At 68.3% G+C, this 20247-nt stretch carries 16 protein-coding genes and 1 tRNA gene; 15 read left to right on the top strand and 2 right to left on the bottom strand.

Features of this window, described 5'->3' with window-relative positions:
- The first annotated feature begins 213 nt into the window (after positions 1-213).
- Together AB0E88_RS16735 and AB0E88_RS16730 are read left to right on the top strand one after the other, a co-directional pair.
- Complete coding sequence (locus tag AB0E88_RS16735; protein WP_361630626.1) at positions 214-1269, top strand: UDP-N-acetylmuramate dehydrogenase; 1056 nt, start codon at positions 214-216, stop codon at positions 1267-1269.
- A 52-nt stretch (positions 1270-1321) separates the two neighbouring features.
- Positions 1322-2080 carry a thioredoxin domain-containing protein gene (locus tag AB0E88_RS16730; RefSeq protein WP_361630623.1) on the top strand — a complete coding sequence of 253 codons (759 nt, stop codon included), beginning with the start codon at positions 1322-1324 and terminating at the stop codon, positions 2078-2080.
- Between the two features lie 10 nt (positions 2081-2090).
- Here AB0E88_RS16730 and AB0E88_RS16725 read toward each other — a convergent pair whose 3' ends face one another.
- Together AB0E88_RS16725 and AB0E88_RS16720 are read right to left on the bottom strand one after the other, a co-directional pair.
- Positions 2091-3122, bottom strand: coding sequence for an adenosine deaminase (locus tag AB0E88_RS16725; protein WP_361630620.1), 1032 nt, complete (start codon positions 3120-3122; stop codon positions 2091-2093).
- A gap of 122 nt (positions 3123-3244) precedes the next feature.
- Positions 3245-4471, bottom strand: coding sequence for a pyridoxal phosphate-dependent aminotransferase (locus AB0E88_RS16720; RefSeq protein ID WP_361630617.1), 1227 nt, complete (start codon positions 4469-4471; stop codon positions 3245-3247).
- A 264-nt stretch (positions 4472-4735) separates the two neighbouring features.
- Here AB0E88_RS16720 and AB0E88_RS16715 point away from each other — a divergent pair.
- The 13 genes from AB0E88_RS16715 to rpsL all read left to right on the top strand — a co-directional run bounded on the left by AB0E88_RS16715 (position 4736) and on the right by rpsL (position 20246).
- Positions 4736-4808 (top strand) — tRNA-Trp (locus AB0E88_RS16715).
- 108 nt (positions 4809-4916) lie between these two features.
- Complete coding sequence (gene secE, locus AB0E88_RS16710; protein ID WP_361630614.1) at positions 4917-5204, top strand: preprotein translocase subunit SecE; 288 nt, start codon at positions 4917-4919, stop codon at positions 5202-5204.
- A gap of 81 nt (positions 5205-5285) precedes the next feature.
- Complete coding sequence (gene nusG / locus AB0E88_RS16705; RefSeq protein ID WP_361630611.1) at positions 5286-6152, top strand: transcription termination/antitermination protein NusG; 867 nt, start codon at positions 5286-5288, stop codon at positions 6150-6152.
- Between the two features lie 192 nt (positions 6153-6344).
- Positions 6345-6779, top strand: a complete 435-nt coding sequence (gene rplK / locus AB0E88_RS16700; protein ID WP_006130605.1) for a 50S ribosomal protein L11 — start codon at positions 6345-6347, stop codon at positions 6777-6779.
- A gap of 74 nt (positions 6780-6853) precedes the next feature.
- Positions 6854-7579 (top strand): 50S ribosomal protein L1, encoded by a 726-nt coding sequence (gene rplA / locus AB0E88_RS16695; protein WP_361630608.1) that lies wholly within the window; start codon positions 6854-6856, stop codon positions 7577-7579.
- A gap of 147 nt (positions 7580-7726) precedes the next feature.
- On the top strand, positions 7727-8572 hold the full coding sequence (locus tag AB0E88_RS16690; RefSeq protein ID WP_361630605.1) for a hypothetical protein: 846 nt from the start codon (positions 7727-7729) through the stop codon (positions 8570-8572).
- An 83-nt stretch (positions 8573-8655) separates the two neighbouring features.
- Positions 8656-9495 (top strand): DUF1396 domain-containing protein, encoded by an 840-nt coding sequence (locus tag AB0E88_RS16685; RefSeq protein WP_361630602.1) that lies wholly within the window; start codon positions 8656-8658, stop codon positions 9493-9495.
- A gap of 292 nt (positions 9496-9787) precedes the next feature.
- The gene (gene rplJ / locus AB0E88_RS16680; protein WP_361630599.1) at positions 9788-10318 is read left to right on the top strand and encodes a 50S ribosomal protein L10; all 531 of its coding nucleotides are present in this window, start codon (positions 9788-9790) and stop codon (positions 10316-10318) included.
- A gap of 118 nt (positions 10319-10436) precedes the next feature.
- Positions 10437-10826, top strand: coding sequence for a 50S ribosomal protein L7/L12 (rplL, locus tag AB0E88_RS16675; protein ID WP_361630596.1), 390 nt, complete (start codon positions 10437-10439; stop codon positions 10824-10826).
- A gap of 565 nt (positions 10827-11391) precedes the next feature.
- Positions 11392-14877 (top strand): DNA-directed RNA polymerase subunit beta, encoded by a 3486-nt coding sequence (gene rpoB / locus AB0E88_RS16670; protein WP_361630593.1) that lies wholly within the window; start codon positions 11392-11394, stop codon positions 14875-14877.
- A gap of 97 nt (positions 14878-14974) precedes the next feature.
- A complete protein-coding gene (locus tag AB0E88_RS16665; RefSeq protein ID WP_361630590.1) occupies positions 14975-18874 on the top strand; it encodes a DNA-directed RNA polymerase subunit beta' in 3900 nt (1299 codons plus the stop codon).
- Between the two features lie 122 nt (positions 18875-18996).
- Positions 18997-19521: a DUF1707 and DUF4190 domain-containing protein gene (locus AB0E88_RS16660; RefSeq protein WP_361630587.1), complete on the top strand. Its 525-nt coding sequence runs from the start codon at positions 18997-18999 to the stop codon at positions 19519-19521.
- A 353-nt stretch (positions 19522-19874) separates the two neighbouring features.
- Positions 19875-20246 carry a 30S ribosomal protein S12 gene (rpsL, locus tag AB0E88_RS16655; RefSeq protein ID WP_003948652.1) on the top strand — a complete coding sequence of 124 codons (372 nt, stop codon included), beginning with the start codon at positions 19875-19877 and terminating at the stop codon, positions 20244-20246.
- Position 20247: the final 1 nt, after the last annotated feature.

Raw genomic sequence — 20247 nt, 5'->3', positions numbered from 1 at the left:
GAGGACGGACACCCCCCGCCCCGGCCCCGACCCACAACGCACCGTAGGCGCGACACCAGCCCACCACGCACCGCAACGGGCCGCCGCAGGCACAAAAAGGGGCGCGGGGAACTGCGCGAGCAACCACGACGCAACCCGCACAGTCCCCCCGAAGCCCCCGCCCCCACCCCACCCCCCACCAGCCAAGCCGCCGGCAGGCTTACGCTTGCTCGCGTGCTCGAACAACACGACGCCCCCCTCGCCCCCCTCACCACCCTCCGGCTCGGCGGTCCCGCCACCCGGTTGCTCACGGCGAGCAGTGACGCCGAGGTGATCGAAGCCGTCCGCGAGGCCGACGCGACCGGCACCCCGCTGCTGATCATCGGCGGCGGCTCCAACCTGCTCGTCGGAGACAAGGGCTTCGCCGGCACCGCCCTGCGCATCGCCACCCGCGGCGTCGAGCTGAACGGCACCACCCTGGAACTCGCCGCCGGCGAGATCTGGACCGACGCCGTCGCCCGCACCGTGGAGGCCGGCCTCGCCGGCATCGAGTGCCTCGCCGGCATCCCCGGCTCCGCCGGCGCCACCCCGATCCAGAACGTCGGCGCCTACGGCCAGGACGTCTCCGCCACGATCACCGAAGTGATCGCCTACGACCGCCGCGCCCACCGCACGGTCACCCTCACCAACGCCGACTGCGCCTTCTCCTACCGCCACAGCCGCTTCAAGCAGGACCCGGACCGCTACGTCGTCCTCCGCGTCCGCTTCGCGCTGGAGGACGCCGACGGCCTCTCCGCCCCGATCCGCTACGCCGAGACCGCCCGCGCCCTCGGCGTGGAACCCGGCGACCGCGTCCCCCTCGCCACGGCCCGCGAGACCGTCCTGAAGCTGCGCGCCGGCAAGGGCATGGTGCTGGACCCCGACGACCACGACACCTGGTCCGCCGGTTCCTTCTTCACCAACCCCATCCTCACGGACACCGCCTTCGCGGCCTTCCGCGCCCGCGTCCACGACCGCCTCGGCGCCGACACGGAACCGCCCGCCTTCCCGGCCGGCGACGGCCACACCAAGACCTCCGCGGCCTGGCTGATCGACAAGGCCGGTTTCACCAAGGGCTACGGCACCGGCCCCGCCCGTATCTCCACCAAGCACACCCTCGCCCTCACCAACCGCGGCGAGGCCACCACCGAGGATCTCCTCGCCCTCGCCCGCGAGGTCGTGGCCGGCGTCCGCGAGGCGTTCGGCATCACCCTCGTCAACGAACCGGTGACGGTGGGCGTCAGTCTGTAGCGCGGGGATCACATAGGGTCGTTCCCGACCGCGCACCACGAGGGGAACGACCATGCACGCCGCCCGCCGCACGCACCGCACCCGTACCGCCGCCGCCCTCGCCGCGGCGGCCGTACTGCTGGGAGCCGTCACGACGGCCTGCGGCGGGAAGGGCGGGGCGGACGGCGACGGCACCGCGCCCGACGACAAGCAGGCGAAGGCGTCCGCCCCGGCACAGACCTACGCCACGGATGCCGACCTGCCCGAGTCCCTCGCGCCCGACGGCACCACCGTCCGCGTCGGCTCCCCGGACGCGAAGACCGTCGTGCACGTCTACGAGGACATGCGCTGCCCGGTCTGCGAGCGGTTCGAGACCCAGGGCGGTGGCGAGGCCCTGCGCGAGATGGTCCGCTCCGGCCAGGTCCGGGCCGAGTACACCCTCGCGTCCTTCCTGGACGACAAGCTCGGCGGCCAGGGCTCGAAGAAGGCCGCCAACGCGCTGCGGGCCGCGCTGGACGCGGGCAGGTTCGTGGAGCTCCACGACGCCCTCTTCGCCCACCAGCCCGACGAGAGCGTCGACGGCTACACGGACGCGTTCCTGCTGCGGACGGCGTCCCAGGTGCCGGGCCTGCGCGGCGCCGGGTTCGACGCGGCGGTGAAGGGCATGAAGCACCGCTCCTTCGTCAGCGCCTCCGAGAAGGCCTTCGACACGTCCGGCGCGACCGGCACGCCCACGCTGAAGGTCAACGGCAAGATCGTTCCGCAGAACCTGGCCAACGGCATCTTCGACAAGACGTCGTTCCCGATGGTGATCGGCTCCATGAGCCAGTGACCCGGCGGCCTCAGCCGTCCAGCCACTCGTCCACCGCCGCCAGCAGCTCCCGCTTGACCCCCTCCGGTGCCGCCGTCGCGCGCAGCGACTGCCGGGCCAGCTCCGCCAGCTCCTCGTCCGTGAAGGCGTGGTACCGGCGCGCGATCTCGTACTGCGCGGCGAGCCGCGAGCCGAACAGCAGCGGGTCGTCCGCGCCCAGCGCCATCGGCACGCCCGCCTCGTACAGCGTGCGCAGCGGCACGTCCTCGGGCTTCTCGTAGACACCGAGGGCCACATTGGACGCGGGGCAGACCTCGCAGGTCACGCCCTGTTCGGCGAGCCGGCGCAGCAGCCACGGGTCCTCCGCGGCGCGCACCCCGTGCCCGAGCCGGTCGGCGTGCAGGTCGTCCAGGCAGTCGCGTACCGAGGACGGGCCGGTCAGCTCACCGCCGTGCGGCGCGGACAGCAGCCCGCCGTCGCGCGCGATGGCGAAGGCCCGGTCGAAGTCGCGCGCCATGCCCCGGCGCTCGTCGTTGGACAGCCCGAAGCCGACCACGCCGCGGTCGGCGTACCGCACGGCCAGCCGGGCCAGGGTGCGCGCGTCCAGCGGGTGCTTCATCCGGTTGGCGGCGACCACCACCCGCATCCCGAGCCCGGTCTCCCGGCTGGTGGTCTCCACCGCGTCCAGGATGATCTCCAGCGCCGGGATCAGCCCGCCCAGCCGCGGCGCGTACGACGTGGGGTCGACCTGGATCTCCAGCCACCGGGAGCCGTCCTTCAGGTCCTCCTCCGCGGCCTCCCGCACCAGCCGCTGGATGTCCTCCGGCTGCTGGAGGCACGAGCGCGCGGCGTCGTAGAGCCGCTGGAACCGGAACCAGCCCCGCTCGTCCGTGGCCCGCAAGCGCGGCGACTCCCCGCTCGCGAGCGCGTCGGTCAGCGCGTCGGGCAGCCGGACGCCGTGCTTGTCGGCGAGTTCCAGGAGGGTGCTGGGCCGCATCGAGCCGGTGAAGTGCAGGTGCAGATGGGCCTTGGGCAGGGCAGACAGATCACGTACGCGCTCCATTCCAGGATCCTGCCGCACGCCCCCGGCGTCCCGGTACCTCTTTCCCCGATCGAGGTCTTGCTCGCACGAAGAAACGGGCCGCCTCCCGAGGGAAGCGGCCCGTGTCCGGCTCGGCGTGGACGTCAGTCCCGCGCCTCCGCCAGCAGCTTCTGGATCCGGCTCACGCCCTCGACGAGGTCCTCGTCACCGAGCGCGTACGACAGCCGCAGGTAGCCCGGCGTGCCGAACGCCTCGCCCGGGACGACCGCGACCTCGGCCTCCTCCAGGATCAGCGCGGCCAGCTCGACGGTGTCCTGCGGGCGCTTGCCGCGGATCTCCTTGCCGAGCAGCGGCTTGACCGACGGGTAGGCGTAGAAGGCGCCCTCGGGCTCCGGGCAGAGCACGCCGTCGATCTCGTTGAGCATCCGCACGATCGTCTTGCGGCGCCGGTCGAAGGCCTCGCGCATCTTCGCGACGGCGTCCAGGTCACCGGAGACTGCGGCCAGCGCGGCCACCTGGGCGACGTTGGAGACGTTGGAGGTGGCGTGCGACTGGAGGTTGGTCGCGGCCTTCACGACGTCCTTCGGGCCGATGATCCAGCCGACCCGCCAGCCGGTCATGGCGTACGTCTTGGCGACGCCGTTGACGACGATGCACTTGTCGCGCAGCTCGGGCAGGACCGCGGGCAGCGACACGGCGGAGGCGTCGCCGTAGACCAGGTGCTCGTAGATCTCGTCGGTGAGCACCCACAGGCCGTGCTCGTGGGCCCAGCGGCCGATGGCCTCGGTCTCGTGCTCGGAGTAGACCGCGCCGGTCGGGTTGGACGGGGAGACGAAGAGGACGACCTTCGTCTTCTCGGTGCGGGCGGCCTCCAGCTGCTCGACGGAGACGCGGTAGCCGGTGGTCTCGTCGGCGGTCACGAAGACGGGGACACCGCCGGCCAGCCGGATCGACTCCGGGTAGGTCGTCCAGTACGGCGCCGGGACGATGACCTCGTCGCCCGGGTCGAGGATCGCGGCGAACGCCTCGTAGATCGCCTGCTTGCCGCCGTTGGTCACCAGGACCTGGGACGCGTCGACCTCGTAGCCGGAGTCGCGCAGCGTCTTCGCGGCGATGGCGGCCTTCAGCTCGGGCAGGCCGCCGGCCGGGGTGTACCGGTGGTACTTGGGGTTCTTGCAGGCCTCGACGGCCGCCTCGACGATGTAGTCCGGAGTCGGGAAGTCGGGCTCACCGGCGCCGAAGCCGATCACCGGGCGTCCGGCGGCCTTGAGGGCCTTGGCCTTGGCGTCCACGGCGAGGGTGGCGGACTCGGAGATCGCGCCGATGCGGGCCGAGACCCGGCGCTCGGTGGGAGGGATTGCAGCGCTCATACGGCCCATGCTTTCAGACCGGAAACCCGCCCGGCACGCCGGTTTCACCCAGTGGGCACCGACCGAACGTCAGACGGAACGCCCGGCGTGATCGACACGGCTCCGGCCACGAACATCAGAACCAACCACCCCCGGGGGCGCTTTCCGTTCGACTGCACGCTCCGGACCACGTACACTCTCACCTCGTTGGCCTTCAGCAGCCGCGCCCGCAACCGGTGCACACCAAGCATCCGGCCGGATGCGGTACGTTGGGGGACACACCAAAGGGTCGTAGCTCAATTGGTAGAGCACCGGTCTCCAAAACCGGCGGTTGGGGGTTCAAGTCCCTCCGGCCCTGCTACACACACCTTCGCCAGGATGTGTGCGCATGTACGTACAGCAATGCACCGCCGTGCGGCTCAGACCGGGCGCGGCACGGCCACGACCCGGGATCAGGTGAGGACTAATGGCGGACGCCGTGGGCTCCATCGACACGCCTGACGCCCAGGACGAGGCGCCGGAGAGTCGGAAGAAGGCCCGTAAGGGCGGCAAGCGGGCCAAGAAGGGTCCGCTCAAGCGCCTGGCCACCTTCTACCGGCAGATCATTGCGGAGCTGCGCAAGGTCGTCTGGCCCACGCGCAACCAGCTGACGTCGTACACGACTGTGGTGATCTTCTTCGTCGCCATCATGATCGGCCTGGTGACCGTGATTGACTATGGGCTCAACCACGCGGCCAAGTACGTCTTCGGCTGAGCCAGAAGCGAAGGGCGCCGAGGTATCCGGCGCCCCTTTTCGCGTGTTCCACCCCTATGTATCCAGGAAGAAGCAGCCACCGTGTCTGACCAGAACCTGAACGACGCCGTTGAGCCAAGCGAGACTGCGGCAGAGTCGGTCGACGACGAGCTCGACATCGTCGAGGGCGCGGACGAGGAGCTGGACGAGGCCGAGGCTGCCGACCTCGAAGCGGGCGAGCCCGCCGAGGAAGCCGCCCTCCACGAGGAGGACGAGGCCGTCGCCGGCGACGAGGCCGATGAGGACGAGGTCGCCGAGGCCGTGGCCGAGGAGCCCGAGCCCGAGGACGACCGCGACCCGGTCGAGAAGCTCCGCGAAGAGCTGCGCCTGCTGCCCGGCGAGTGGTACGTCATCCACACCTACGCCGGTTACGAGAAGCGCGTGAAGGCCAACCTGGAGCAGCGCGCCGTCTCGCTGAACGTCGAGGACTTCATCTACCAGGCCGAGGTGCCCGAGGAAGAGATCGTCCAGATCAAGAACGGCGAGCGCAAGACCGTCAAGCAGAACAAGCTGCCCGGTTACGTGCTCGTCCGGATGGATCTGACGAACGAGTCCTGGGGCGTCGTCCGCAACACGCCCGGCGTGACCGGCTTCGTCGGCAACGCCTACGACCCGTACCCGCTGTCGCTGGACGAGATCGTGAAGATGCTCGCCCCCGAGGCGGAGGCCAAGGCCGCCCGCGAGGCCGCCGAGGCCGAGGGCAAGCCGGCGCCGCAGCGCAAGGTCGAGGTCCAGGTGCTGGACTTCGAGGTCGGCGACTCGGTCACCGTCACCGACGGCCCGTTCGCCACGCTCCAGGCAACGATCAACGAGATCAACCCGGACTCCAAGAAGGTCAAGGGTCTGGTGGAGATCTTCGGCCGCGAGACCCCGGTCGAGCTGTCCTTCGATCAGATCCAGAAGAACTAGTTCTTTCTGGACTTACCGCTTCCGCGCAGGTCAGACCGAGCTTCCACTGGGGGCGCCCCCGCTCGCGGGGGACGGTCTGACCTGCACGGTTTTTGGCCGCGCATCTATACCCGTTATCGTTGTGCGGTATGCCTGCGTCCGGGTGGTCCCCGGAGGCGGGCATGGACCCGAAGTGAAAGGACCCGGAGAGCCATGCCTCCCAAGAAGAAGAAGGTCACGGGGCTCATCAAGCTCCAGATCCAGGCCGGTGCCGCCAACCCGGCCCCGCCGGTCGGCCCCGCGCTGGGTCAGCACGGCGTGAACATCATGGAGTTCTGCAAGGCCTACAACGCCGCGACCGAGTCGCAGCGTGGCTGGGTCATCCCGGTGGAGATCACGGTCTACGAGGACCGCTCCTTCACCTTCATCACCAAGACGCCGCCGGCCGCGAAGATGATCCTCAAGGCCGCGGGCGTGGAGAAGGGCTCCGGCGAGCCGCACAAGACCAAGGTCGCGAAGATCACGCGTGACCAGGTCCGTGAGATCGCCACGACCAAGATGCCCGACCTCAACGCCAACGACCTGGACGCCGCCGAGAAGATCATCGCCGGCACCGCCCGTTCCATGGGCGTCACGGTCGAGGGCTGACCCCACCTTCCAGCAGAAGTGGCAGGGCCTGCTCGGCCCGCACCACAACTCCTCAGCACACACAGGAGCATCACGTGAGCAAGCGCAGCAAGGCTCTCAAGGCTGCGGACGCCAAGGTCGACCGGGACAAGCTGTACGCCCCGCTCGAGGCCGTCCGTCTCGCCAAGGAGACCTCCACGACCAAGTTCGACTCGACCGTCGAGGTCGCCTTCCGTCTGGGTGTCGACCCGCGCAAGGCCGACCAGATGGTCCGTGGCACCGTGAACCTGCCGCACGGCACCGGCAAGACCGCCCGGGTCCTGGTCTTCGCGACCGGTGACCGTGCTGCGGCCGCGGAGGCCGCGGGCGCCGACATCGTCGGCTCCGACGAACTGATCGACGAGGTCGCGAAGGGCCGTCTGGACTTCGACGCCGTCGTCGCCACCCCGGACCTCATGGGCAAGGTCGGCCGTCTCGGCCGCGTGCTCGGTCCGCGTGGTCTGATGCCGAACCCGAAGACCGGCACCGTCACCCCCGACGTGGCCAAGGCCGTCACCGACATCAAGGGCGGCAAGATCGAGTTCCGTGTCGACAAGCACGCGAACCTGCACTTCATCATCGGCAAGGCGTCCTTCGACGACGACAAGCTGGTGGAGAACTACGGCGCGGCCCTGGAGGAGATCCTCCGTCTGAAGCCGTCCGCCGCCAAGGGTCGCTACATCAAGAAGGCCGCGCTCAGCACCACCATGGGCCCCGGCATTCCGGTCGACCCGAACCGCACCCGCAACCTCCTCGTCGAGGAGGACCCGGCCGCGGTCTGAGCCTGACGCTCACCGAAGTCGGTTCCGGGCCCCGCACCCTGTTCTCAGGGGGCGGGGCCCGTTCCCGTTCCCGGCCCAGGGCGTTCCGCCCCCGAAGCGGTCCGACGCGGGTTAGCGTGAAGATCGCGGGGGAGCGGAGGGAGACGGATGAGAACCATCCGACGGGGGATCGCGGCGGTCCTGGTGGCGGCCGTACTGAGCAGCCTGGCGGCCTGTGGCGGCGGAGGCGGCCGGCCGCGGCCCACGGCGTCGCCCGGCCACCCCGACGCGCGCACCACGGCCGCGCTGCGCGCCGTGGAACAGGCCACCACCCGGGCCGGCTCGGCGCGGATCAGCTCCACCACGGTCATGGCCGGGCTGCTGTCCACCCGCAGCGAGGGCACCCTGGAGTGGGCCGGCGGGTCCACCGGCACGCTCACCATCACCTACACCGGCGGCAGCCTCGCCGAACCCCTGCGGGCGCTCGGCAGCACCACCATGGAGGCGCGGCTGCTGCCCGACGCGTACTACGCGCGCGTGGGAGCCGAGTTCGCCCGGCGCATCGGCGGCCGGCACTGGATCCGCTACGACTACGACGACCTCGCCGGCCTGCCCGGCGACTCCGGCAGCTATCTGCGCGACCAGCTGCGCAACACCGCGCCCGTGCCGCCCGTGAAGCTGCTGCTGTCCTCCGGTGACGCCCGTGCCGTCGGCGAGGAAACCGTCGCCGGCCGCCGCGCCCGGCACTACACGGGCACGGTCGACGTCGCCTCCCTCACCGACGCGTCCCTGAAGAAGCAGCTCACCGACGCCGGTGTGCGCAGTGAGCACATCGACCTGTGGGTCGACGACCACCACCTGATCGTCAGGAAGACCGAGCAGGCCACGCTGGAGAGCGGCCCGATGACCCAGACGGCCACCTACGGCGACTACGGCGTCCACGTCGCCGTGCAACGCCCCCCGGCGGCCGACACCGAGGACTTCGCGCAGCTCATGGGCACCACGGCACCCTGAGAAAAGCGAGTGTCTTACCCCTCCCTTACCGTTAGCCTCGCAGGGCTGCCGTGGGGCAGCTGTGCCTTACGTGGGGGGAAATCATGAAGAAGTCCTCTGTCATACCCGCTGCCACGCTCGCCGCGCTGCTGCTCGCCGGGGCCGTCGGCTGCGGCAAGGGCGACGCGCAGTCGCCGGAGATGTCCCCGGCGGCGGCGGTCGCGGCGGCCGCGAAGAACGCCGACGCGGTCACGTCCTTCCACTACCGCATGCGCGGCACCATCCCGGGGGAGGGCAAGCTGCACGGTGACGCGGCGATGAGCCTGAAGCCGCTCGCCATGAGCATGAAGATGGGGATCGAGGGCGGGGCCGACGCCGGCGAGACGGAGATCCGGCTCGTCGGCAAGGCGCTGTTCGTCAACGGCGGCGAGGAGGCCGCGAAGGACATGGACGGCAAGACCTGGCTCAAGTTCGACATGTCCAAGAGCACCAAGGACCTGGACGAGCTGGGGAAGGCCGGCCAGGCCCAGAAGAACCCGGCGGCGGAGTCCACGTTCCTCACCGGCTCCAAGGACGTGAAGAAGGTCGGCACGGAGACCGTCGACGGCGTCGGCACGACGCACTACACCGGCACGGTCACCCTGGCGGACCTCAAGGCCTCCCTGAACGGCCAGGGGCAGGCCGCTCGCGAGAAGCGGCAGGAGAGCCTCAAGGAGTACGAGAAGCTCGGCATCGACAAGTTCACCATGGACATGTGGATCGACGGCGAGCAGCACACCAAGCAGTTCCGCATGCGCGGTGACGCCGACAAGGGCCCGCTGGACATGACGATCACCTTCCTCGACGTCAACAAGCCGGTGACGGTGACCGCTCCGCCGGCCAAGGACGTCACGACCTTCGAGGAAATGATGAAGAAGGCCATGGAAGAGGCCATGCAGGGCTGACCCGTACGGGCGGATTTGCTCGAGGGCGACCCGTTCCCGTACTCTCCTACAGAAGCCAAAGACCGCTGGTCGTTGCCGTGCCCCAACAACGGGGCCGGTGGCCGAAGGATCCGCTGAAAATGCGGGCGACCCGCGCAGGTGACTGTGGAAGAACTCCCGGAGCATGTGTGTGTTCACATGCGTGTGCTGCCGGTCGAGTCCGCCCCGTGCGCCTGCGCCGGGGCGTTTCGTTTTCCCCAGTCCTCCTTCGGGTCCGCGCGGTCAGAATCACCCGGAAGGAGGCCGAGGCTCTATGGCGAGGCCCGACAAGGCTGCCGCGGTTGCGGAGCTGACGGACAAGTTCCGCAACTCCAACGCCGCCGTGCTGACCGAGTACCGCGGTCTCACCGTGGCGCAGCTCAAGACGCTGCGCCGCTCGCTCGGTGAGAACGCCCAGTACGCCGTGGTGAAGAACACGCTGACCAAGATTGCGGCCAACGAGGCCGGGATCACGACGCTGGACGACCAGTTCGCTGGTCCGACGGCCGTCGCCTTCATCACCGGTGACCCGGTGGTGTCGGCGAAGGGTCTCCGTGACTTCGCCAAGGACAACCCGAATCTCGTCATCAAGGGCGGTGTGCTCGAGGGCAAGGCCCTCTCCGCCGACGAGATCAAGAAGCTTGCGGACCTCGAGTCCCGCGAGGTTCTGCTCTCCAAGCTGGCCGGTGCCTTCAAGGGCAAGCAGTCCCAGGCTGCTCAGCTCTTCCAGGCGCTGCCGTCGAAGCTCGTCCGCACCGTGGACGCGCTGCGCGCCAAGCAGGACGAGCAGGGCGGTGCCGAGTAATTCGGCTCGCTTTCTGACGCTCGCCGCCTGATCGCGGCGCGTGTCGCCAGCGGGCCAACGTACGCCCGCCTCACCCCGTACATCCGGCACCTGCCGAATTAGTGGAAGGACCGCCATCATGGCGAAGCTCAGCCAGGAAGACCTGCTCGCGCAGTTCGAGGAGATGACCCTCATCGAGCTCTCCGAGTTCGTGAAGGCGTTCGAGGAGAAGTTCGACGTCACCGCCGCCGCGGCCGTCGCCGTTGCCGCCCCGGGTGCCGCTGGTGGCGCCGGTGCCGCCGAGGCCGCCGAGGAGAAGGACGAGTTCGACGTCATCCTCACCGGTGCCGGCGACAAGAAGATCCAGGTCATCAAGGTCGTGCGTGAGCTGACCTCCCTGGGTCTGAAGGAGGCCAAGGACCTCGTGGACGGCGCCCCGAAGCCCGTTCTCGAGAAGGTCGCCAAGGACGCCGCCGACAAGGCCAAGGAGGCCCTCGAGGGCGCCGGCGCCTCCGTCGAGGTCAAGTAAGACCTTCGCGACCGCATGAGCGGCCTCCCAGGGCCCAGGTCGTGAGAACGACTTCCCTGGGGCTGTAACGCGAACGCACCGAAGGGCGATCATCCATCCGGGTGGTCGCCCTTCGGCGTTCCCCGGGGGACGGCCCGGGCTGCCTTGCACCTGTGTTCGCGAGGGGTAAGGTGATCTTCGTCGTGTCTCGGTCGCCCCGGTTCGGCCAAGGGGGGCCTTGACGAACCGCACGCAGCGCGCAATTCTCAGGACGCGTCGTCACAAGGATCCAATCCGAGGCATGGATCGACGGCGAAGAGGGCAGTATCAACGTGCGTTGAAGGCAGGTATGCCGCAGGCGTTTGGAAGAGTGAGGTCTCCGAAATGCGGGACTGGACATCAGTGTGCCAAGTGGCTACACTGACCCTTTGCGCTGCCTGTTAGCTGTCCCCTGCCCGTCACCAGGGGTCTGCCCTCACTCGAGCACTGACCGACAGATCGTCTCCGACCTGGGACTTCTGTCTTTGTGCGCGGGGGAGGGGACGGTACGCGCGTAGTGAGTCCGAGCCCTCGGAAGGACCCCCTCTTGGCCGCCTCGCGCAACGCCTCGACCGCGAATACGAACAACGCTGCCAGCACCGCCCCGCTGCGCATCTCCTTTGCAAAGATCAAGGAGCCCCTCGAGGTTCCGAACCTTCTCGCGCTGCAAACCGAGAGCTTCGACTGGCTGCTCGGCAACGACGCGTGGAAGGCTCGCGTCGAGGAGGCCCTCGAGAACGGTCAGGATGTCCCCACCAAGTCCGGTCTGGAGGAGATCTTCGAGGAGATCTCCCCGATCGAGGACTTCAGCGGGTCGATGTCGCTGACCTTCCGCGACCACCGCTTCGAGCCGCCGAAGAACTCCATCGACGAGTGCAAGGACCGCGACTTCACCTACGCGGCCCCGCTCTTCGTCACCGCCGAGTTCACCAACAACGAGACCGGCGAGATCAAGTCCCAGACCGTCTTCATGGGCGACTTCCCGCTCATGACGAACAAGGGCACCTTCGTCATCAACGGCACCGAGCGTGTCGTGGTGTCGCAGCTGGTCCGTTCGCCCGGTGTCTACTTCGACTCCTCCATCGACAAGACGTCCGACAAGGACATCTTCTCCGCCAAGATCATCCCGTCCCGGGGTGCCTGGCTGGAGATGGAGATCGACAAGCGCGACATGGTCGGTGTGCGCATCGACCGCAAGCGCAAGCAGTCCGTGACCGTCCTCCTCAAGGCCCTCGGCTGGACCACCGAGCAGATCCTCGAGGAGTTCGGCGAGTACGAGTCCATGCGCGCCACCCTGGAGAAGGACCACACCCAGGGCCAGGACGACGCGCTGCTCGACATCTACCGCAAGCTGCGTCCGGGCGAGCCCCCCACGCGTGAGGCCGCGCAGACGCTGCTCGAGAACCTCTACTTCAACCCCAAGCGCTACGACCTGGCCAAGGTCGGCCGCTACAAGGTCAACAAGAAGCTGGCCGCGGACGCCCCGCTGGACGCCGGGATCCTGACCGTCGAGGACATCATCGCGACGATCAAGTACCTGGTGAAGCTGCACGCCGGCGAGACCGAGACGGTCGGTGACAGCGGTCAGACGATCGTCGTCGAGACCGACGACATCGACCACTTCGGCAACCGTCGCCTGCGCAGCGTCGGCGAGCTCATCCAGAACCAGGTCCGCACGGGTCTGGCCCGTATGGAGCGCGTCGTCCGTGAGCGGATGACCACCCAGGACGTCGAGGCGATCACGCCGCAGACCCTGATCAACATCCGGCCGGTCGTCGCCTCCATCAAGGAGTTCTTCGGCACCAGCCAGCTGTCGCAGTTCATGGACCAGAACAACCCGCTGTCGGGTCTCACCCACAAGCGCCGTCTGTCGGCTCTTGGCCCGGGTGGTCTCTCCCGTGAGCGGGCCGGCTTCGAGGTCCGTGACGTGCACCCGTCGCACTACGGCCGCATGTGCCCGATCGAGACCCCTGAAGGCCCGAACATCGGTCTGATCGGCTCGCTCGCCTCCTACGGCCGGGTCAACGCGTTCGGCTTCGTCGAGACCCCGTACCGCAAGGTCATCGACGGCCAGGTCACCGACGAGGTCGACTACCTGACCGCCGACGAGGAGGACCGCTTCGTCATCGCGCAGGCCAACGCCACGCTCAACGACGACCTGCGCTTCGCCGAGGCCCGCGTGCTCGTCCGCCGCAAGGGCGGCGAGGTCGACTACGTCGGCCCCGAGGACGTGGACTACATGGACGTCTCGCCGCGCCAGATGGTGTCGGTCGCGACCGCCATGATCCCCTTCCTCGAGCACGACGACGCCAACCGTGCCCTCATGGGCGCGAACATGATGCGCCAGGCCGTTCCGCTGATTAAGTCGGAGGCCCCGCTCGTCGGTACCGGCATGGAGTACCGCTCCGCCGTCGACGCCGGCGACGTCGTCAAGGCCGAGAAGGCCGGTGTGGTCCAGGAGGTCTCCGCGGACTACATCACCACCGCCAACGACGACGGCACGTACATCACGTACCGCCTGGCCAAGTTCGCCCGCTCCAACCAGGGCACCTCGGTCAACCAGAAGGTCATCGTCAACGAGGGCGACCGCGTCATCACGGGCCAGGTGCTCGCCGACGGCCCGGCCACCGAGAACGGCGAGATGGCGCTGGGCAAGAACCTGCTCGTGGCGTTCATGCCGTGGGAGGGTCACAACTACGAGGACGCGATCATCCTGTCGCAGCGCCTCGTGCAGGACGACGTCCTCTCCTCGATCCACATCGAGGAGCACGAGGTCGACGCCCGTGACACCAAGCTCGGCCCCGAGGAGATCACCCGGGACATCCCGAACGTCTCCGAGGAGGTCCTCGCCGACCTCGACGAGCGCGGCATCATCCGCATCGGTGCCGAGGTCGTCGCCGGCGACATCCTCGTCGGCAAGGTCACGCCCAAGGGTGAGACCGAGCTGACCCCCGAGGAGCGCCTGCTCCGCGCGATCTTCGGTGAGAAGGCGCGCGAGGTGCGCGACACCTCGCTGAAGGTGCCGCACGGTGAGATCGGCAAGGTCATCGGCGTCCGCGTCTTCGACCGCGAGGAGGGCGACGAGCTTCCCCCCGGTGTGAACCAGCTCGTGCGCGTGTACGTGGCGCAGAAGCGCAAGATCACCGACGGTGACAAGCTCGCCGGCCGTCACGGCAACAAGGGTGTCATCTCCAAGATCCTGCCGATCGAGGACATGCCGTTCCTGGAGGACGGCACCCCGGTCGACATCATCCTCAACCCGCTGGGTGTGCCGTCCCGAATGAACCCGGGACAGGTCCTGGAGATCCACCTCGGCTGGCTCGCCAGCCGCGGCTGGGACGTCTCCGGCCTCGCCGACGAGTGGGCGCAGCGCCTCCAGGCGATCGGCGCCGACTCCGTCGCCCCCGGCACCAACGTCGCGACCCCGGTCTTCGACGGTGCCCGTGAGGACGAGCTGGCGGGTCTGCTGCAGCACACCATCCCGAACCGCGACGGCGAGCGCATGGTGCTCCCGACCGGTAAGGCGCGGCTGTTCGACGGCCGTAGCGGTGAGCCGTTCCCGGACCCGATCTCGGTCGGCTACATGTACATCCTCAAGCTCCACCACCTGGTCGACGACAAGCTCCACGCCCGTTCGACCGGTCCGTACTCGATGATCACCCAGCAGCCGCTGGGTGGTAAGGCCCAGTTCGGTGGCCAGCGCTTCGGTGAGATGGAGGTGTGGGCCCTCGAGGCCTACGGCGCCGCGTACGCCCTCCAGGAGCTGCTGACCATCAAGTCCGACGACGTCACCGGCCGCGTGAAGGTCTACGAGGCCATCGTCAAGGGCGAGAACATCCCTGAGCCCGGCATTCCCGAGTCCTTCAAGGTGCTCATCAAGGAAATGCAGTCCCTGTGCCTCAACGTGGAGGTGCTGTCCTCGGACGGCATGTCCATCGAGATGCGCGACACCGACGAGGACGTCTTCCGCGCTGCGGAGGAGCTCGGTATCGACCTGTCCCGGCGCGAGCCGAGCAGCGTCGAAGAGGTCTGACGGGAGTCCGGCGGGGCCCCCACCCACAGGGCCCCGCCGACCCCCAGGCCCCCGTTTCAGACCACAGACTTTCGACCCTGAGAGGGATTGACGCATAGTGCTCGACGTCAACTTCTTCGACGAGCTCCGGATCGGCCTGGCCACCGCTGACGACATCCGTCAGTGGAGCCACGGCGAGGTCAAGAAGCCCGAGACCATCAACTACCGCACCCTCAAGCCCGAAAAGGACGGACTCTTCTGCGAGAAGATCTTCGGTCCGACCCGGGACTGGGAGTGCTACTGCGGCAAGTACAAGCGCGTTCGCTTCAAGGGCATCATCTGTGAGCGCTGTGGCGTCGAGGTGACCCGTGCCAAGGTGCGCCGTGAGCGGATGGGCCACATCGAGCTGGCCGCTCCCGTCACGCACATCTGGTACTTCAAGGGCGTCCCGTCGCGCCTGGGTTACCTGCTGGACCTCGCCCCGAAGGACCTGGAGAAGGTCATCTACTTCGCGGCGTACATGATCACGTACGTGGACGAGGAGCGCCGTCAGCGCGACCTGCCCTCGCTGGAGGCGCACGTCTCCGTCGAGCGTCAGCAGATCGAGCAGCGCCGCGACGCCGACCTCGAGGCCCGTGCCAAGAAGCTCGAGACCGACCTGGCCGAGCTGGAGGCCGAGGGCGCCAAGGCCGACGTGCGCCGCAAGGTGCGCGAGGGTGCCGAGCGCGAGATGAAGCAGCTGCGCGACCGTGCGCAGCGCGAGATCGACCGCCTCGACGAGGTGTGGAACCGGTTCAAGAACCTCAAGGTCCAGGACCTCGAGGGCGACGAGCTGCTCTACCGCGAGCTGCGTGACCGCTTCGGCACGTACTTCGACGGTTCGATGGGTGCCGCGGCGCTGCAGAAGCGCCTGGAGTCCTTCGACCTCGAGGAGGAGGCCGAGCGTCTCCGCGAGATCATCCGCACCGGCAAGGGCCAGAAGAAGACCCGCGCGCTCAAGCGCCTGAAGGTCGTCTCCGCGTTCCTGCAGACGTCCAACAGCCCCAAGGGCATGGTCCTGGACTGCGTCCCGGTCATCCCGCCGGACCTGCGTCCGATGGTGCAGCTGGACGGTGGCCGCTTCGCGACCTCCGACCTGAACGACCTGTACCGCCGTGTCATCAACCGCAACAACCGTCTGAAGCGCCTGCTCGACCTGGGCGCTCCGGAGATCATCGTCAACAACGAGAAGCGCATGCTTCAGGAGGCTGTTGACGCCCTCTTCGACAACGGTCGTCGCGGCCGGCCGGTGACCGGTCCCGGTAACCGCCCGCTGAAGTCCCTCAGCGACATGCTGAAGGGCAAGCAGGGTCGTTTCCGTCAGAACCTGCTCGGCAAGCGTGTCGACTACTCGGCGCGTTCCGTGATCGTCGTCGGTCCGCAGCTGAAGCTGCACCAGTGCGGTCTGCCGAAGGCGATGGCGCTGGAGCTCTTCAAGCCGTTCGTGATGAAGCGCCTGGTCGACCTGAACCACGCGCAGAACATCAAGAGCGCCAAGCGCATGGTGGAGCGCGGCCGCACGGTCGTGTACGACGTCCTCGAAGAGGTCATCGCCGAGCACCCGGTTCTGCTGAACCGTGCTCCCACCCTGCACCGCCTCGGCATCCAGGCCTTCGAGCCGCAGCTGGTCGAGGGCAAGGCCATCCAGATCCACCCGCTCGTCTGCACCGCGTTCAACGCGGACTTCGACGGTGACCAGATGGCCGTGCACCTGCCGCTGTCCGCGGAGGCGCAGGCCGAGGCCCGCATCCTGATGCTGTCCTCGAACAACATCCTCAAGCCGGCCGACGGCCGCCCGGTGACGATGCCGACCCAGGACATGGTCCTCGGTCTGTTCTTCCTCACCACCGACGCCGAGGGCCGCAACCCCAAGGGCGAGGGCCGCGCGTTCGCGTCCGTCGCCGAGGCGATCATGGCGTTCGACGCCGGCGACCTGTCCCTGCAGACGCCGACCGAGATCCGCTTCCCGGTGGGCACCATCCCGCCGCGTGGCTGGGTGCCGCCGGTGCGCGAGGAGGGCGAGCCGGAGTGGCAGCAGGGTGACAGCTTCACGCTGAAGACCACGCTGGGCCGTGCGCTCTTCAACGAGCTGCTGCCCGAGGACTACCCGTTCGTCGACTACGAGGTCGGCAAGAAGCAGCTCTCCCAGATCGTCAACGACCTGGCCGAGCGCTACCCGAAGGTCATCGTGGCGGCGACGCTCGACAACCTGAAGGCGGCGGGCTTCTACTGGGCGACCCGTTCCGGCGTCACCGTGGCCATCTCCGACGTCGTCGTCCCCGAGGCGAAGAAGGAGATCGTCGCCCGCTGGGAGGCCGCGGACGAGAAGGTCCAGCGCCAGTACGAGCGTGGTCTGATCACCAAGGACGAGCGCACCCAGGAACTGATCGGCATCTGGACCAACGCGACCAACGAGGTCGCCGAGGCGATGAACGAGAACTTCCCGAAGACCAACCCGATCTTCATGATGGTGAACTCGGGTGCACGAGGCAACATGATGCAGATGCGTCAGATCGCCGGTATGCGTGGTCTGGTGTCGAACGCCAAGAACGAGACGATCCCGCGTCCCATCAAGGCCTCGTTCCGTGAGGGTCTGTCCGTGCTGGAGTACTTCATCTCCACGCACGGTGCCCGTAAGGGTCTGGCGGACACCGCTCTGCGTACCGCCGACTCGGGTTACCTCACCCGTCGTCTGGTCGACGTCTCCCAGGACGTCATCATCCGCGAGGAGGACTGCGGCACCGACCGTGGCCTCAAGCTGCGGATCGCCGAGCGCGACGCCGAGGGCACGCTGCTCAAGGCGGAGGACGTCGAGACCAGCGTGTACGCGCGCTGCCTCGCCGAGGACATCGTGGTCGACGGTCAGGTCCTGGCCCCGGCCGGCACCGACCTCGGTGACGTCCTGATCGACGAGCTGGTCCTGCGCGGCATCGAGGAGGTCAAGACCCGTTCGGTCCTGACCTGTGAGTCCGCGGTCGGTACCTGCGCGATGTGCTACGGCCGTTCGCTGGCCACCGGCAAGCTGGTCGACATCGGTGAGGCGGTCGGCATCATCGCCGCCCAGTCCATCGGTGAGCCCGGTACCCAGCTGACGATGCGTACCTTCCACACCGGTGGTGTGGCCGGTGACGACATCACCCAGGGTCTGCCCCGTGTCGTCGAGCTCTTCGAGGCCCGTACCCCGAAGGGTGTCGCCCCGATCTCCGAGGCCTCCGGCCGCGTGCGGATCGAGGAGACCGAGAAGACCAAGAAGATCGTCATCACGCCGGACGACGGCAGCGACGAGACGGCCTACCCGATCTCGAAGCGCGCCCGTCTCCTGGTCAGCGAGGGCGAGCACGTCGAGGTGGGCCAGAAGCTCACCGTGGGTGCCACCAACCCGCACGACGTGCTGCGCATCCTGGGCCAGCGTGCCGTCCAGGTCCACCTGGTCGGCGAGGTCCAGAAGGTGTACAACTCGCAGGGTGTGTCGATCCACGACAAGCACATCGAGATCATCATCCGGCAGATGCTGCGCCGTGTGACGATCATCGAGTCCGGCGACGCCGAGCTGCTGCCCGGTGAGCTGGTCGAGCGCTCGAAGTTCGAGACCGAGAACCGTCGTGTGGTCCAGGAGGGCGGTCACCCGGCCTCCGGTCGTCCGCAGCTGATGGGTATCACCAAGGCCTCGCTGGCGACGGAGTCCTGGCTGTCGGCCGCCTCCTTCCAGGAGACGACCCGAGTCCTGACGGATGCGGCGATCAACGCCAAGTCCGACAGCCTCATCGGCCTCAAGGAGAACGTCATCATCGGTAAGCTCATCCCGGCCGGTACGGGTCTGTCCCGCTACCGCAACATCCGGGTCGAGCCGACCGAGGAGGCCAAGGCCGCGATGTACTCGGCCGTCGGCTACGACGACATCGACTACTCGCCGTTCGGCACCGGCTCCGGCCAGGCCGTTCCGCTGGAGGACTACGACTACGGTCCGTACAACCAGTAAGGTGCACGTCCACTGAAGGGCGGCCACCCCGCACGGGGTGGCCGCCCTTCGGCGTCGTGCCCGTGCCGCGCGCGCCGGATCGGCGCATCATGGAGGGACGCCGGCGCTTCGGGGAGGTGCTCGTGTCGCAGTCGCCGTATCCGTGGCAGCCTTCTCAGTCCGGGCAGCAGGGCTGGAGGGCGGTGCTCGCCTCGCATGCCGAGCGTGAGCGGGCCGTCGATGTGCTGCGGGCCGGGTACGGCGAGGGGCGCCTGGAGCGCGCGGAGTTCGAGGAGCGGGTCGGGCGGGCGTACGCGGCCCGTACGGTGGGGGAGCTGGCCTCCCTCGTCGCCGACCTGCCGCAGGGCCCCGTACCGCCTTCTGTGCCCGCTGTCCTCGCTCCGGGGGTGTTCGGTGCCGTGCCCCGGCCGCGGACCAACGGCAAGGCCGTGGGGGCCGCCGTGTGCGGGCTGCTGTGTGTGCCCACCGCCGGGCTCACCGGGATTCCTGCGGTCGTGCTGGGGCACGTGGCGCGCTCGGAGATCCGGCGGACGGGGGAGCTGGGGGAGGGGCTGGCGATGACCGGTCTGGTGCTGGGGTGGTTGGCCACGGCCGGCTGGGCACTCGTACTGCTCCTGATGACGGCCGTGTCCCTCGCGGTCGGCTGACCGGGCCACGACCCCCGGCGCAAGGGCGTGAGGAAAGTGTTCGAAGCGGACAGCGGCCGCCGATTCGTAGATCACTTGTGCTCGGCGGGCTTGACATGTGGCGTGTGTCGCTGCGGGCGGGGCCCATTTGTTTTGACCGTAGCGTTTGAGGTAGGTACGCTCAGACCTTGTGCCTGGGGTGTGCCTTGGCTCTCCTGCGTGCCTTCAACCGCACAGGAGCCATGAACGGCCACCGCAATCTGCGTCTCTTATGCCGCTCGGCAGAAGCCCGCACGATTCGACACACCCGACCGCGTGGGTCGGCGACGTTCCAGGTTAGCTTCACCATTCGGCACACAGAAACCGGAGAAGTAGTGCCTACGATCCAGCAGCTGGTCCGGAAGGGCCGGCAGGACAAGGTCGAGAAGAACAAGACGCCCGCACTCGAGGGTTCCCCTCAGCGTCGTGGCGTCTGCACGCGTGTGTTCACGACCACCCCGAAGAAGCCGAACTCGGCCCTCCGTAAGGTCGCGCGTGTGCGTCTGACCAGCGGCATCGAGGTCACGGCCTACATTCCGGGTGAGGGACACAACCTGCAGGAGCACTCCATCGTGCTCGTGCGCGGCGGCCGTGTGAAGGACCTGCCGGGTGTTCGCTACAAGATCATCCGTGGCTCGCTCGACACCCAGGGTGTCAAGAACCGCAAGCAGGCTCGCAGCCGTTACGGCGCCAAGAAGGAGAAGTAAG

The sequence above is a fragment of the Streptomyces sp. NPDC028635 genome (assembly GCF_040637635.1).
Taxonomy (GTDB): Bacteria; Actinomycetota; Actinomycetes; order Streptomycetales; family Streptomycetaceae; genus Streptomyces.
The sequence above is the reverse complement of the archived record's forward strand: the minus strand, read 5'-3'. Positions and strand labels throughout refer to the sequence as shown.

Coding starts and splice junctions, on each gene's coding strand:
- AB0E88_RS16720 (WP_361630617.1), bottom strand. CDS start 4,471: ATGAGCGCTGCAATCCCTCCCACCGAGCGCCGGGTCTCGGCCCGCATC.
- AB0E88_RS16730 (WP_361630623.1), top strand. CDS start 1,322: ATGCACGCCGCCCGCCGCACGCACCGCACCCGTACCGCCGCCGCCCTC.
- secE (WP_361630614.1), top strand. CDS start 4,917: ATGGCGGACGCCGTGGGCTCCATCGACACGCCTGACGCCCAGGACGAG.
- AB0E88_RS16690 (WP_361630605.1), top strand. CDS start 7,727: ATGAGAACCATCCGACGGGGGATCGCGGCGGTCCTGGTGGCGGCCGTA.
- rplK (WP_006130605.1), top strand. CDS start 6,345: ATGCCTCCCAAGAAGAAGAAGGTCACGGGGCTCATCAAGCTCCAGATC.
- rplJ (WP_361630599.1), top strand. CDS start 9,788: ATGGCGAGGCCCGACAAGGCTGCCGCGGTTGCGGAGCTGACGGACAAG.
- AB0E88_RS16725 (WP_361630620.1), bottom strand. CDS start 3,122: ATGGAGCGCGTACGTGATCTGTCTGCCCTGCCCAAGGCCCATCTGCAC.
- rplL (WP_361630596.1), top strand. CDS start 10,437: ATGGCGAAGCTCAGCCAGGAAGACCTGCTCGCGCAGTTCGAGGAGATG.
- AB0E88_RS16685 (WP_361630602.1), top strand. CDS start 8,656: ATGAAGAAGTCCTCTGTCATACCCGCTGCCACGCTCGCCGCGCTGCTG.